This is a genomic window from Streptomyces sp. NBC_01450, assembly GCF_036227505.1.
Taxonomy (GTDB): Bacteria; Actinomycetota; Actinomycetes; order Streptomycetales; family Streptomycetaceae; genus Streptomyces.
In genome coordinates this window covers 3,422,383-3,434,996 of record NZ_CP109480.1, presented here as the reverse complement: position 1 = coordinate 3,434,996, position 12,614 = coordinate 3,422,383, and the positions used below count along the sequence as shown (strand labels likewise).

Below are 12,614 nucleotides of genomic sequence, written 5' to 3'. Positions count from 1 at the left end.
CAGCATGAACAACTCCGTAGTCAACACCGGACGCATGGTGTGGGCGGCGCTGCGCATGCTGCTCGTCCTCACGGTCGTGACCGGTGTCATCTATCCGCTGGTGGTGACCGGCATCGGACAGCTGGCCTTCCACGACAAGGCCAACGGCTCGATGGTGAAGGTCGACGGCAAGGAGGTCGGCTCCAAGCTGATCGGCCAGAGCTGGAACATCAAGGGAACCGACAAGCCGGACCCCAAGTGGTTCCAGGGCCGGCCTTCCAACAGCGGCTACGACCCGCTGGCCACGGGCTCCGGCCAACTGGGCGCCAGTGACCCGACTCTCGTCAAGAACATCAAGGCGGCGAAGAAGCAGGTCGCCGACTTCAACGGCGTACCCGAGTCCGACGTCCCCAAGGATGCGGTCACCGGCTCCGCCTCCGCGATCGACCCGGACATCTCCCCGAAGTACGCGGACATCCAGGTCAAGCGGGTCGCCGAGGCGAACGGTCTGACCGTCGCGCAGGTCCAGAAGCTGGTGAAGGACCACACGGACGGACGGAGCGTCGGCTTCCTCGGCGAGCCCCACGTCAACGTCCTTGAGCTCAACATCGCGCTCAGGGAACTGGCAAAGAACTGATGGGCTTACGCGGACAGGCGGCCGGGAGCCGGCGGTGCGGGTCTTCCCGCCCTGCCGGCTCCCGCGGTCGTCCGGAAGGCCCGGACCCCACCGATTACAGGAAGGCCGCACACCGATGAGCCGGGTGCTGGTGGTGGAGGACGACCCGCAGCTCGTACGGGCCCTCGTGATCAACATGCAGGCACGCCAGTACGGCGTGGACGCGGCGCCCGACGGCGCCACCGCGCTCCGGCTGGCCGCCGCGCGCCAGCCCGATGTGGTCGTACTCGACCTGGGCCTGCCCGACATGGACGGCGTGGACGTCATCAAGGCGCTGCGCGGCTGGACCCGGGTCCCGATCCTGGTGCTGTCCGCCCGGCGGGCATCGGAGGAGAAGGTGGCCGCCCTGGACGCGGGCGCGGACGACTACATCACCAAGCCGTTCAGCATGGACGAGCTGCTGGCCCGCCTGCGGGCCGCCGTCCGCCGTACGGAGGCGATACCTCTCGCTCCCGAGACGACGCTGGTGACCACCGACGACTTCACCATCAACCTGCTCGCCAAGAAGGCCACCCGGAGCGGGCACGACATCCGTCTCACCCCGACCGAGTGGCATCTGCTGGAGATCCTTGTCACCAACCCCGGCTGTCTCATCACACAGAGGCAGCTCCTGCAGGAAGTCTGGGGTGCAGCCCAGAGCAACAAGACCAACTACCTTCGGGTCTACATGGCCCAGCTGCGACGCAAACTGGAAGCGGACCCAGCCCACCCCCGCTATCTGATCACCGAGCCCGGCATGGGCTATCGCTTCGAGGGATGACATGGCACGCGGCAAGCTCCGGATCTACCTCGGCGCGGCACCGGGCGTCGGCAAGACGTACGCGATGCTCTCCGAGGCCCACCGCCGTATCGAGCGCGGCACCGACTGCGTGGTCGCCTTCGTCGAGCACCACCACCGGCCACGCACCGAGGTGATGCTGCACGGCCTGGAGGAGATCCCGCGCATGGAGCTGGAGTACCGGGGCGGCGTCTTCACCGAGATGGACGTGGACGCCGTCCTGGCCCGGCAGCCCGAAGTGGCCCTGGTCGACGAACTGCCGCACACCAACATCCCCGGCTCCCGCAACACCAAGCGCTGGCAGGACGTGGAGGAACTGCTCGCGGCCGGCATCGACGTGGTCTCGACGGTGAACATTCAGCACCTTGAGTCGCTCGGTGACGTCGTCGAGTCGATCACCGGGGTGCGGCAGCAGGAGACCGTGCCGGACGAGGTGGTACGCCGGGCCGACCAGATCGAGCTGGTCGACATGTCCCCACCGGCGCTGCGCCGCCGTATGGCACACGGCAACATCTACAAACCGGACAAGGTCGACGCGGCCCTGTCCAACTACTTCCGGCCCGGAAACCTCACCGCCCTGCGCGAGCTGGCGCTGCTGTGGGTGGCCGACCGGGTCGACGAGTACCTCAATGAGTACCGCAGCGAACATCGGGTGTCCAAGATCTGGGGTTCGCGCGAGCGGATCGTCGTCGGTCTGACCGGCGGCCCCGAGGGGCGGACCCTGATCCGCCGGGCCGCGCGACTGGCCGAGAAGGGCGCGGGCGGCGAGGTGCTCGCCGTCTACATCTCCAGCAGCGACGGGCTGACCAACGCATCGCCCAAGGAACTGGCCGTCCAGCGCACGCTGGTCGAGGACCTGGGCGGCACCTTCCACCACGTGGTCGGCGACGACGTCTCCTCGGCACTGCTCGACTTCTCGCGCGGCGTGAACGCCACGCAGATCGTGCTCGGGGTGTCCCGTCGTAAAGGCTGGCAGTACGTCTTCGGCCCCGGCGTCGGCGCGACGGTCGCCCGCGACTCCGGTCCCGACCTCGACGTCCACCTGATCACCCACGACGAGGCAGGCAAGGGCCGCGGCCTGCCCGTGTCCCGGGGCACCAGGCTCGGCCGCTCCCGGATCATCTGGGGCTGGCTGGTCGGGCTCGGCGGACCGGCTCTGCTCACCCTGCTCCTCAGCACGTCCGCCCCCGGCGTCGGCCTCGCCAACGACATGCTGCTGTTCCTCTCGCTCACGGTGGCCGCGGCACTGCTGGGCGGACTGCTGCCCGCCCTGGCCTCGGCGTCGGTGGGCTCGCTGCTGCTGAACTGGTTCTTCACGCCTCCGATCCACACGTGGACGATCGCCGACCCGGAGAACATCGTCGCCATCGCGGTCTTCTTCGGCGTCGCGGTGTCGGTCGCATCGGTCGTGGACCTGGCGGCCCGGCGTACGCATCAGGCTGCCCGGCTACGGGCCGAGTCGGAGATCCTCTCCTTCCTGGCGGGCAATGTGCTGCGCGGAGAGACCAGCCTGGAGGCACTGCTGGAACGGGTGCGCGAGACCTTCGGCATGGAGTCGGCGGCCCTGCTGGAGCGCGAGAGCGACGTCGCTCCCTGGACCTGCGCCGGCAGCGTGGGACCGCGGCCGCCCGTCTTCCCCGAGAACGCCGACGTCGACGTGCCGGTCGGCGACCACATGGCGCTCGCCCTGTCGGGCCGCGTCCTGCCGGCCGAGGACCGGCGCGTCCTGGCCGCCTTCGCGGCTCAGTCCGCAGTGGTCCTGGACCGCCAACGACTCCAGTCCGAGGCCGACCAGGCCAAGGAACTGGCCGAGGGCAACCGCATCCGCACCGCCCTGCTCGCCGCCGTCAGCCACGACCTGCGCACCCCGCTCGCCGGCATCAAGGCCGCCGTCACCTCTCTGCGTTCAGATGATGTCGAGTGGTCGGAACAGGACCAGGCGGAGCTGCTGGAGGCCATCGAGGAGGGCGCCGACCGGCTCGATCATCTGGTGGGCAACCTGCTCGACATGTCCCGCCTCCAGACCGGCACGGTCACCCCGATCATCCGCGAGATCGACCTGGACGAGGTCGTGCCGATGGCGCTCGGCGGAGTGCCCGAGGACAGCGTGGAACTGGAGATCCCCGAGACGCTGCCGATGGTCGCGGTCGACCCGGGTCTGCTGGAGCGATCCGTCGCCAACATCGTCGAAAACGCCGTGAAATACAGCCAGGTCGGCGAACCGGTCCTGGTCTCGGCGTCCGCGATGGCCGATCGCGTGGAGGTCCGGGTGGTCGACCGGGGCCCCGGTGTTCCGGACGAGGCCAAGGACCGTATCTTCGCGCCCTTCCAGCGTTACGGTGACGCACCGCGCGGCACGGGGGTGGGCCTGGGGTTGGCCGTCGCCCGCGGCTTCGCCGAGGCCATAGGCGGCACCCTCAATGCCGAGGACACACCCGGCGGCGGCCTCACCATGGTCCTTACGCTGCCGGTGGCTCCCGGCCCGACAGCGGACGACCATGATCTGTCGGCCACGACGGTGACCTAGCGCCATCGGGACATGGCCGCGCGGAGGCCGACGGCGTGGTCTGAGAGTTCGATGGCGTGACCGTCGAGGAAGCCGAAGCCGAGGCGGTACTCCCCGTCGGCGTCGGAGCCCAGGTCGTTGAGGATGGCCAAAGTGGATCACCGCTGCCTTCTGGAGGGATCGGCTCCTGAACGATCCGGTCCTAACGGGCGCGTCGACCGGGCTCGGCAATCGCCTCCGGAGGTGTGAGGAAAGTGCGGATCCTCTCGGAGATCGAGGGCCAGTCCTGGCCGAACCACACCAGGTGCCCGTCAGCCTGACTTTCCACCAGCTCCGCGCCGGGGATCGCCGATGTGAGGGCCTGGGCATGGGTGAACGGCACCGCCGCATCCTTCCGGGAGGCGATCACCAGCGTGGGCCGGCGGACCTGCACAGCCAGGCGGGTCAAGGTGGCCGGGTTCCGCAGTGCCTTGAGGTCGTGCACGAAGCCGCGTCCCGATCGCATTCGCGAGAAAAGGCCGGCGAGTCTGGCCCGGTCCTCCGGTCGCAGAGCCGCCAGCATGTCCCGGACGGGAACGATCGTGAGGTCGCGCAGCAGCAGTCGCAGGCCCGCGTCGGGTGCGCGCCGTACCAGGGTGTGGAGGGCTGCCCAGGTCACGGCCTCCGCTCCGGCCGCGAAGACGAGGCGGGCGCCGATGCGCGTCCTGCGGTCGGGCCAGGGCAGCGGTCCGACCGCGCTCTGCAGGATCAACCGCTCCACCAGCGCCGGATGGCGTGCCGTCATGGCCACCGCGGTCGGGCCGCCGGCCGAGACACCGACCGCCGCGGCGACGACGCTGATTCCGAGATGAGCGCACAACTCGGCCGTGACATCGGCGAATCCGGTCACCGAGTCCCCGGTCGTGACCGGCGTGCGGCCGTATCCGGGCCGCGACACCACCAGCAACGAACAGCCGCCGCCGGCGAACACCTCTTCGCCCAGAGAGAGTCCGGCGCGCAGGTGACCGCCGTAGAAGACCACGATGGTGGCCGGACCGCGGGGTTCGTACCGGAACTCGACCGGGCCGCGGGTCAACTGCACGATCTCGGTGGGGAGTTCGTCAAGAGGGAGGCGGGCGGTCGTCTTCACAGCAGATCCTCGATTCGGCGCAACTCCTTGCGGACTGCTTCCAGTTCTGCAGAGCTGCGGTCCAGGACGAGGTAGAGGAAGAGTCCTTCGTGGGCTCGGCGGAGCAGAGGGCGGATGAGGTGGTACTCCGTGTCCAGGGTGATCAGGATGTCCTTCAGCCGCGTCGGCGCGTAACCGATCAGCTCCATGGCGGAGAGCTTGGCGCGTACGACATCCGTGTCGCCGCAGGCAGCCTGGTCCAGGTCGAGTCCGTCAGGGTCGCCGAGGGCGCCGAGTGTCATACGGCTGAAGTAGTCGACGACCGCCACGCCGCGCACTCCGTCGATGCGCATCGCTTGGCGCAGTGCGGCGGCAATGGTGGACACGGTCGGCCCCCTCGTCGTACGGCGCGATGTCCGGGGCCGGGCGGACACGGCCCGGTGTCCCGCCTCCGGCGCGCGTTTTCCCTTGGGGACCCGCTTTCCGGCTCACCTTTGCATCGTGCCACGATTCGAGGTCGTTGGTCCCGGCAACGGTCGGTCAGGCGCACCGAACCGCCCGGCTCCGACCGTGTGCCCCGTCCAACGGGCTGCACCCAAGTGGCGTTGAAGAGCTGAGAAGTTGAGAGGTTCTGCGTCGCGTCATCCGGTCCTCCCGCCCCGGCGGGTGTCGACGCGCATCCACTCCTCCTCCCATTGCCTCAGGCGTCGCCGCGACAGCCCGGCGCGGGCGAGCTGGGCGCCACCGAACACGAATCCGGCCGCGCCCGCCGCGGCCAGCGCGCCCGTCCAGTCCGCCTGGAACTCCGCGTCCCCGGGCGTGAGCGGCTTCGACACGAGTTGCCCCTGCCGGTCGGTCCAGATCGCGACCGGGGTGCCCTTCGGTGTGTCGGGTCGTACCTCCGTGCGGCCGATGTGCGATGAACCGTCTGGAGCGGTCCAGCGCACGCCGGCCCATACGTGGCTGTCGTCCACGGCCTGTGCCGACGTGCTGCCGGCTGCCTTCTGGGTCAGGACCGCCGTGATCGGGCGGCGTTCCGCCCGCTGCTGGTCGAGCCCTCGGTTCACCGCGTCCGCTGTCGTCAGCCCTGCGAGGAGGCTCCCGGCCAGAGCGATCAGCCACGCCGTGAGCACGATCCAGGCTTCGACGAGGTCGCTGCGGCGCCTGAGCGGACTCCGGCGCCAGCGCCAGGTCCAGAGCCTGCCGACTCGGGTACCTGTCATGGTCGACACCCCCTCGCGCGTACCCCCGCTCCCGCCCCCGTTTCCCATCCCAGTGTCCTCCCGCGGACGTCCTGGAGCACTTCACGTCTGGGGCGGCTGGTGCGCGAGTGGTCCGGTTATCGCACCCGTTACATGGGTTTGGACTCTTCTTTGCGTCATGCAAATTACGAAGGCGGGGTCGTGCGACTGACGATCTACCGTCTCTGCAGACATTCCGGGGGGATGCAGGAAATGAGTGATCTTGGCACGGGTCGACGTGTCCGTCGTTTCGTGGTCGGCGCGGTGGCGGTGCTCGCGCTTGCCGGTATGAACGGGCCGTGGCTGTACCGCTTCGGGAGCGAGAAGTACCACCAGTACGCGATCAACAGACCCGAGTACAAGGCGAAGAACGGGCACTGGGACCCGGTGAACGTCCCGAAGGAGTTCCGGCAGAACACAATCCACGGGGCCCTGCTGCAGACCGGCTGGCACATGCTCTTCGTGACCGACGCCCAGGGCACCCCGTCCAAGGCACTGGGGCGCGACCGTGAGAACGCCGGTGCCGCCTGCCCGAATCGCCCTCAGAGCTCCTGAGCGGGCCAGTCCAGCAGACGGGCGCCGATCACCGCGGTCTGGAGCATGTAGCGGTGGGCGGGGTCGGCCGGGTCGGCACCGGTGAGCTTGTGGATGCGTTCCAGGCGGTATGTCAGGGCGCGCACGCTCAGCGTCAGGCGGCGGGCGGCCTCGGCGGCCACACAGCCGGAATCGAAGTAGGTGGTGAGGGTGCCGAGGAGCGGCTCGGCGCCGCCGCGGGCCGTGGTGAGTGGTCCGAGGGTGTCGAGGACGAGGTCGGCCATCGCCTGCCGGTCGCGGGTCAGCACAGGGTAGACGAGCAGGTCGGCGGCGCGCAGCACCGGCCCTTCGAGGCCGAGACGCTCGGCCAGGTCGAGGGCGTTCAGTGCCTCCTCGTACGACTGCACGACCCCGCCGGCGCCTGGCTGTGGACGCCCGACGGCGACGCGACAGCCGTCGGTGGCGGCGTACACCTGCTTGGCGAAGTGGGCGAGGACCTCGTCCTGGTGGCCGGGGGCGACACACAGCAGGCGGCCGTCCTTGGTGGTGAGCAGGATGCTGCGGTCGCCGAAGCGGGCCATGAGCGCGCGCTCCACCTGCCGGGGCACCTGGTCGCCCTCGTCGTAGGCGGCCGGACCCTGGGCGACGGCCACCGCATGGGCGTGGGACAGACGCAGGCCGAAGCGCTCGGCGCGTTCGGCGAGGCGGCCCAGGTCGCTGCGGCCGTAGAGGAGGTCGTCGATGAACTCCCGCCGGGCCGCCTCCTCCTGTCGTACGGCGAGGCGCTGGGCGCGTTCGTAGCCCTCGGCGAAGGCGTCTATCGCCTGCTCTACGGCGGCGAGTGCGATGTCGGTCGAGCCGGAGGCGCGGGGCCAGGCGAGGCGCGCGGCGGCCAGGTGTGCGCTGACGAGGTCGCGCAGCCCGTGGCCGGCGTCGGCGGCCTGTTCCCCCAGGGTGCGCCGGGACTCGATCTCCTCCCGGGTGAGGCGCCGGCCGGTGGCCGAGACCCCGGTGAGGATCTCGGCGTAGCCGTCCAGGTAGTGGTCGGGAATCCTTCGGTTCGTCATGTGGCCCCCGCGATCTTGACGCATCGGTGATGGTTTCTTAGCGGCTCACCGGCATGCAGACCCTAGTGAATGCTGCCGGGAACCGGCAATGCGAGGGCGGGGCTCGGGCGTGCAGCATGGCGTGCGGGGAGCGCTGCGGATGGTTCCGGTGCCGGACACCGGCAGACGGTGCCGGGCCGGAACCCGGAGGGGAGCGGTGCCCCGTCGGAGTACGAGGCGAGCGGGGGAGGGGCCGGTGATGCGGATCTTCGTGGAAGCCGCCGCGGGCCTGCCCATGATCCTGTGCACCGCCGCCCTGCTGGTGGCCGTGTGCTTCTGGCTGCTTCTCGCCGTCGGACTCGTGGCCCTGGACAGTTTCGACGCGGACGCCGATCTGGACGCCTCGGGCATGGGCGGAGTGCCGGTGGCGGTCGCGGTCACTCTGCTCACGGTGCTCGCGTGGGTCCTCGGCGTCGGTGCGACCGCTCTGCTGGCCGTCCTCGCGCCGCCGGGGGCGATCGGCTGCGGGCTGCGTCTGGTGGTGGCAGTCGGTGCGCCGCTCATCGCCTGGCGGCTGACCCGCCGGTGCGTGCGGCGGCTGAGCCGTCATTTCCCTGACGAACGCGGGCCGTCCCGGCCGACTGCGCACCACGACGCCGCTTGAGCCAGAGCCCACCTGCACCGGGGCCACGTCCTCATGCCTCGCACGTCAACTCTCCTCATGCCTAAGGACGTATGCCGTGAACGCCACTGACCTGGACGCCTGGGATGCAGCGGGATGGGAGGAGCGGTGATGGCCTACTACCTCGCGCCGCTTGCCGCCGCCCTGGTGATTGTGGCGTTCGGTACGGCCGTGCTGGTTCGCGGGGACCGACGGCGGATGCGGGCTAGTCCGCAGGACGTACGTCCTGAGCCGTCGGTTGTATCGTGCTCGTACGACCAGCCTGCCGTTGCGGTGGACGACCGGACAGGCCGGCAGTCGGTGCATCGAGCGTGAGACAGGAGCCGAGCGTGCGCGCGCGTGACCTGGCGGTGGAGTACGAAACGGTCGGCCTTGACAGCGACGCTCTGGACGCCGCGCGGCTGATGGCCGAACAGCGGCTCCCCGCGCTGCTGGTGGTCGACGAACGGGGAGCGCCGAAGGCGATCCTGCCCGCCTCCCAGATGGTCAAGATCCTGGTGCCGGCCTATGTCGTCGAGGACCCGACCCTCGCGGCGGTGGTCGACGAGCGCCATGCCGACCGGCTGTGCGAGGCGCTCGCGGGCCGCAAGGTGCGCGACTGCCTGTCGAAGAGCACGCCACGGCCCGCCGTCGCCGCGCCGGACGACACCGCGCTGGAGGTCGCCGCTCAGATGGCCCAGGTGCGCAGCCCGTTGGTGGCCGTCGTGGAGAAGGACGGGGCGGGCGTGCGTCTGCTTGGCGTGATCACTGCTTCCCATCTGCTGGAACGGCTGCTCGCCGCCGCTTCCTGCTGACTTCCGGGGTCAGAGCTCGTCCCGGTCCGAGTCGGTACGGATGTCGATGAGGCGAGCCAGGCCCAATTGGGTGAGCGTGGTCCGGGCACGGGCATTCGCATGCGTCACGGTCACCAGGGTGCCGTGTGGGCGTGGCGCCCGCAGTGCCCGGAAGAACGCCGCGCCCCCGTCGTTGCTGAGGTAGGTCACCCGGCCGAGATCGACTTCGAGGACACCGGGACGGGCATCGAGGGCCTCCCGCAGACGTTCGCCGACTTCCTTCGCGTTGCGTGAGGTGATTTCCCCCGCGAGGCGCAGAACGACGTGGTCCCCGTCGGAGATCACGCTGACGGTCGGGGGCAGCAGGGCGTTCCGTAGGCGGTGTCCGATCTCCCGGAGACGGTGGCGCTCGTGAGGTCCGTGACCTGCGGGGGAGTGCGGCATGCGGGGCTCCGAGGGCAGAGGAGGGCCGATCGCCGACCAGACTTCCGGGCACACCTGATCGTCAGCCTAGGCGTACGTTCCGTGGGCAGCCACGCGGGTGGCGGTGTCCGACAAGAAGGGCGGCACCATCCGGCGCGCCTTGCTCCTTGCCGGAAACCGGCAAGACCGTGCATCCCGCGGTGCCTGGCAACGGCCTGTTAAAGACGCGTCAAGAACCGGTAAGGTTTCCAGCGGTGTGCCGGGAAGCCTGGTCGGCGAGCAGGGGATCGCTCTCTCTTCCGATCGGGGTACTCGGCATGGTGCTGGTGGCGGTGTTCGGTGTCGCGTTGCTGGTGGCGGTGCTGTTGTCGGGCCTGGCGGCCCGCACGGTGCTGTCCACGTCCTTCCTCTTCCTGGCCGGGGGCGCGCTTGTCAGCGACGGTTTTCTCGGCCTGATCCACATCACCCCCGACAGCGAGATCGTCTCCGTGACGGCGGATCTCGCCCTGTTCGCGGTGCTGTTCACCGACGGCATGCACGTTTCGCTGCCGAAGCTGCGCGCCCACTGGAGGAACCCGGCGCGCGCCCTCGGGCTGGGCATGCCCCTCGCCTTCGTCTTCATGGCACTGGTCACCCACTTCCTGGTGGGCCTGGACTGGACGACATCGTTCCTGGTGGGCGCCGTGCTGGCGCCGACCGACCCGGTGTTCGCCTCGGCGATCGTCGGGCGCACCGAAGTGCCTGCCAAGCTGCGGCAGTTGCTGAACGTGGAGAGCGGTGTCAACGACGGGCTCGCCCTCCCGGTCGTCCTCGTCCTGATCGCCGCCGCCGGTCCCACCGCGGGCAGCGCCGAGGCGTCACCCGGGAAGATCGCGGTCGAGCTGCTGCTCGGCCTGACCTTCGGTGTCGTACTGCCCCTGCTGGTCAATGTGTTGGTGCGGTTCCGGCTGCTGGGCGCGGAGGCGAAACTCCAGCCGCTGCTGCCGCTGGCGAGCGGCATCATCCTGTACGCGGCCTGCCACCTCACCCACGCCAACCCCTACCTGGCGGCGTTCTCGGCGGGCGCGGTCCTCGCCCACGTCTCACCGGAGGCGAAGGCGTCCTTCGAACCGCTCGGCGAGGCCCTGGCGGAACTGGCGAAGTTCGCGGCGCTTCTCGTGTTCGGCGCGCTCCTGACTCCGAAGCTGTTCGGTGCCCTGTCGCTCGGCGGGTACGCGGCGGTGGTCCTGGCGATCTTCCTGATCCGCCCGGCCTCGCTGCTGCTGTCCCTGCTCGGCACGGGCATCTCCCGGCGGGAGAAGCTGGTGGCGGCCTGGTTCGGCCCGAAGGGCTTCGCCTCGGTCGTCTACGGCCTGTTGGTCCTGCAGTCCGCAATCCCGCAGGCGGAGCAGGCGTTCACGCTGGTCGCGGTGTGCATCGCCTTCTCGATCGTCGCCCACAGCTCGACGGACGTGCCCATCGCCCGAGCCTTCGACGTCGAGGACCTGGCAGGCATCCCGGACGGAAGTGGCGACACGGACGCCCCCACAAGCACCTCACCACAAGCACTCTCGGCAACCGGAGGACCGTGAACGACTGGCACAGCTGGGCGGCGATCGTCGTATTCGTCGGCGCGTACGCCCTGATCATCAGCGAGAAGATCCACCGCGTCGCTGTCGCCCTGGGCGGCGCGGGCCTGATGCTCGCGATCGGGGCGACCGACGACGTCTCGGCGTTCTACTCCGAGGACTCCGGCATCGACTGGAACGTCATCTTCCTGCTCATGGGCATGATGATGATCGTCGGCGTGCTGAAGAAGACCGGCATGTTCGAGTACCTGGCCATCTGGTCCGTGAAGAAGGCCCGGGCACAACCCTTCCGGGTGATGGCCATGCTCGTCGTCATCACGGCGGTCGCCTCCGCCCTGCTCGACAACGTGACCACGGTGCTGCTGATCGCCCCGGTGACGCTGCTGGTCTGCGAACGCCTCGCCCTGCCCGCGGCCCCGTTCCTGATCGCCGAAGTGTTCGCCTCGAACATCGGCGGCACCGCGACCCTGGTCGGCGACCCGCCCAACATCATCATCGCCAGCCGGGCCGGGATCACCTTCAACGACTTCCTGGTCCACCTCGCCCCGCTGTCCGCGGTCCTGGTGATGGTCCTCGTCCTGTTGTGCCGGGTGATGTTCCGCAAGACCTTCGTCTACGACGAGGACCGCGCCGCCGAGATCATGGCCCTGGAGGAGCGGGAGGCCATCAAGGACCCGCAGCTGATGGTCCAGGGCCTGATCGTGCTGACCCTGGTGGTGGCGGGCTTCGTCCTGCACCCGGTGCTGCACTACGAGCCGAGCATCGTCGCGCTGCTGGGCGCCGGGCTGCTCGTCGCCGTTTCCACGGCCGAGACGAGCGAGGTCCTGTCCGAGGTCGAGTGGCCCACGCTCGCCTTCTTCGCGGGCCTGTTCATCATGATCGGCGGCCTGATCGACACCGGCGTGATCGACGAGGTCTCCAACGCGCTCGCGAACGCGATCGGCACGAACGAACTCGGCGGGTCCTTGACGATGCTGGGTGCTTCCGCGGTCCTGTCCGGGGTCGTGGACAACATCCCGTACGTCGCCACCATGGCGCCCATCACCGGCGACCTGGTCCACAACATGGGTGGCGCCGGCGACCACGTCATGTGGTGGGCCCTCGCCCTCGGCGCCGACCTCGGCGGCAACGCCACCGCCATCGGCGCCTCCGCGAACGTCGTCGTCCTCGGCATCGCCGAACGCAACCGACAACCCATCACCTTCTGGCAGTTCACCAAGTACGGCCTGATCGTCACGGCTGTCACCGTGGCCATCTCGCTCGGCTATGTGTGGCTGCGCTACTTCGCACTGGCCTGAAC

13 protein-coding genes and 1 pseudogene are annotated in these 12,614 nt (G+C 69.5%); 8 read left to right on the top strand and 6 right to left on the bottom strand.

Annotated elements, in window-relative coordinates; genetic code table 11:
• Positions 1-4: 4 nt before the first annotated feature.
• The 3 genes from kdpC (at position 5) to OG568_RS15300 (ending at position 3,960) form a co-directional block, all read left to right on the top strand.
• Entirely contained in the window at positions 5-616 is a 612-nt protein-coding gene (gene kdpC, locus OG568_RS15310) for a potassium-transporting ATPase subunit KdpC (RefSeq protein ID WP_329531965.1), read from the top strand.
• A gap of 115 nt (positions 617-731) precedes the next feature.
• Positions 732-1,415, top strand: a complete 684-nt coding sequence (locus OG568_RS15305) for a response regulator (RefSeq protein ID WP_329531964.1) — start codon at positions 732-734, stop codon at positions 1,413-1,415.
• Between the two features lies 1 nt (position 1,416).
• Positions 1,417-3,960, top strand: coding sequence for a sensor histidine kinase KdpD (locus tag OG568_RS15300; protein WP_329531963.1), 2,544 nt, complete (start codon positions 1,417-1,419; stop codon positions 3,958-3,960).
• Here the strand turns inward: OG568_RS15300 and OG568_RS15295 are convergent.
• The 4 genes from OG568_RS15295 to OG568_RS15280 all read right to left on the bottom strand — a co-directional run bounded on the left by OG568_RS15295 (position 3,957) and on the right by OG568_RS15280 (position 6,270).
• Entirely contained in the window at positions 3,957-4,091 is a 135-nt protein-coding gene (locus OG568_RS15295; protein ID WP_329531962.1) for a hypothetical protein, read from the bottom strand. The two genes, OG568_RS15300 and OG568_RS15295, sit on opposite strands and share 4 nt — an antisense overlap.
• A gap of 50 nt (positions 4,092-4,141) precedes the next feature.
• A complete protein-coding gene (locus OG568_RS15290) occupies positions 4,142-5,068 on the bottom strand; it encodes an alpha/beta hydrolase (RefSeq protein ID WP_329531961.1) in 927 nt (308 codons plus the stop codon).
• Positions 5,065-5,433 carry a hypothetical protein gene (locus OG568_RS15285; RefSeq protein WP_329531960.1) on the bottom strand — a complete coding sequence of 123 codons (369 nt, stop codon included), beginning with the start codon at positions 5,431-5,433 and terminating at the stop codon, positions 5,065-5,067. The genes OG568_RS15290 and OG568_RS15285 overlap by 4 nt, the downstream gene beginning before the upstream one ends.
• A 255-nt stretch (positions 5,434-5,688) precedes the next feature.
• On the bottom strand, positions 5,689-6,270 hold the full coding sequence (locus tag OG568_RS15280; RefSeq protein ID WP_329531959.1) for an Rv1733c family protein: 582 nt from the start codon (positions 6,268-6,270) through the stop codon (positions 5,689-5,691).
• A 231-nt stretch (positions 6,271-6,501) separates the two neighbouring features.
• On the opposite strand from OG568_RS15280, the pseudogene OG568_RS15275 reads away from it, so the two are divergent.
• A pseudogene (locus OG568_RS15275) lies at positions 6,502-6,735 on the top strand (galactose oxidase); the annotation flags it as partial.
• Positions 6,736-6,830: 95 nt separating this feature from the next.
• Here OG568_RS15275 and OG568_RS15270 read toward each other — a convergent pair.
• Positions 6,831-7,889, bottom strand: coding sequence for a PucR family transcriptional regulator (locus tag OG568_RS15270; RefSeq protein ID WP_329531958.1), 1,059 nt, complete (start codon positions 7,887-7,889; stop codon positions 6,831-6,833).
• 238 nt (positions 7,890-8,127) lie between these two features.
• Here OG568_RS15270 and OG568_RS15265 point away from each other — a divergent pair, with 238 nt between their 5' ends.
• Positions 8,128-8,532 (top strand): hypothetical protein, encoded by a 405-nt coding sequence (locus tag OG568_RS15265; protein WP_329531957.1) that lies wholly within the window; start codon positions 8,128-8,130, stop codon positions 8,530-8,532.
• Between the two features lie 347 nt (positions 8,533-8,879).
• A complete protein-coding gene (locus OG568_RS15260) occupies positions 8,880-9,344 on the top strand; it encodes a CBS domain-containing protein (protein ID WP_329531956.1) in 465 nt (154 codons plus the stop codon).
• 9 nt (positions 9,345-9,353) lie between these two features.
• Here OG568_RS15260 and OG568_RS15255 read toward each other — a convergent pair whose 3' ends face one another.
• Positions 9,354-9,767, bottom strand: coding sequence for an STAS domain-containing protein (locus tag OG568_RS15255; RefSeq protein ID WP_329531955.1), 414 nt, complete (start codon positions 9,765-9,767; stop codon positions 9,354-9,356).
• 296 nt (positions 9,768-10,063) lie between these two features.
• Here OG568_RS15255 and OG568_RS15250 point away from each other — a divergent pair, with 296 nt between their 5' ends.
• Together OG568_RS15250 and OG568_RS15245 are read left to right on the top strand one after the other, a co-directional pair.
• Entirely contained in the window at positions 10,064-11,317 is a 1,254-nt protein-coding gene (locus tag OG568_RS15250) for a cation:proton antiporter (protein ID WP_329531954.1), read from the top strand.
• On the top strand, positions 11,314-12,612 hold the full coding sequence (locus OG568_RS15245; RefSeq protein ID WP_329531953.1) for an ArsB/NhaD family transporter: 1,299 nt from the start codon (positions 11,314-11,316) through the stop codon (positions 12,610-12,612). Before OG568_RS15250 ends, OG568_RS15245 begins: the two co-directional genes overlap by 4 nt.
• The last annotated feature ends 2 nt before the right edge of the window (positions 12,613-12,614 follow it).

Coding starts and splice junctions, on each gene's coding strand:
- OG568_RS15280 (WP_329531959.1), bottom strand. CDS start 6,270: ATGACAGGTACCCGAGTCGGCAGGCTCTGGACCTGGCGCTGGCGCCGG.
- kdpC (WP_329531965.1), top strand. CDS start 5: ATGAACAACTCCGTAGTCAACACCGGACGCATGGTGTGGGCGGCGCTG.
- OG568_RS15265 (WP_329531957.1), top strand. CDS start 8,128: ATGCGGATCTTCGTGGAAGCCGCCGCGGGCCTGCCCATGATCCTGTGC.
- OG568_RS15300 (WP_329531963.1), top strand. CDS start 1,417: ATGGCACGCGGCAAGCTCCGGATCTACCTCGGCGCGGCACCGGGCGTC.
- OG568_RS15250 (WP_329531954.1), top strand. CDS start 10,064: ATGGTGCTGGTGGCGGTGTTCGGTGTCGCGTTGCTGGTGGCGGTGCTG.
- OG568_RS15270 (WP_329531958.1), bottom strand. CDS start 7,889: ATGACGAACCGAAGGATTCCCGACCACTACCTGGACGGCTACGCCGAG.
- OG568_RS15305 (WP_329531964.1), top strand. CDS start 732: ATGAGCCGGGTGCTGGTGGTGGAGGACGACCCGCAGCTCGTACGGGCC.
- OG568_RS15255 (WP_329531955.1), bottom strand. CDS start 9,767: ATGCCGCACTCCCCCGCAGGTCACGGACCTCACGAGCGCCACCGTCTC.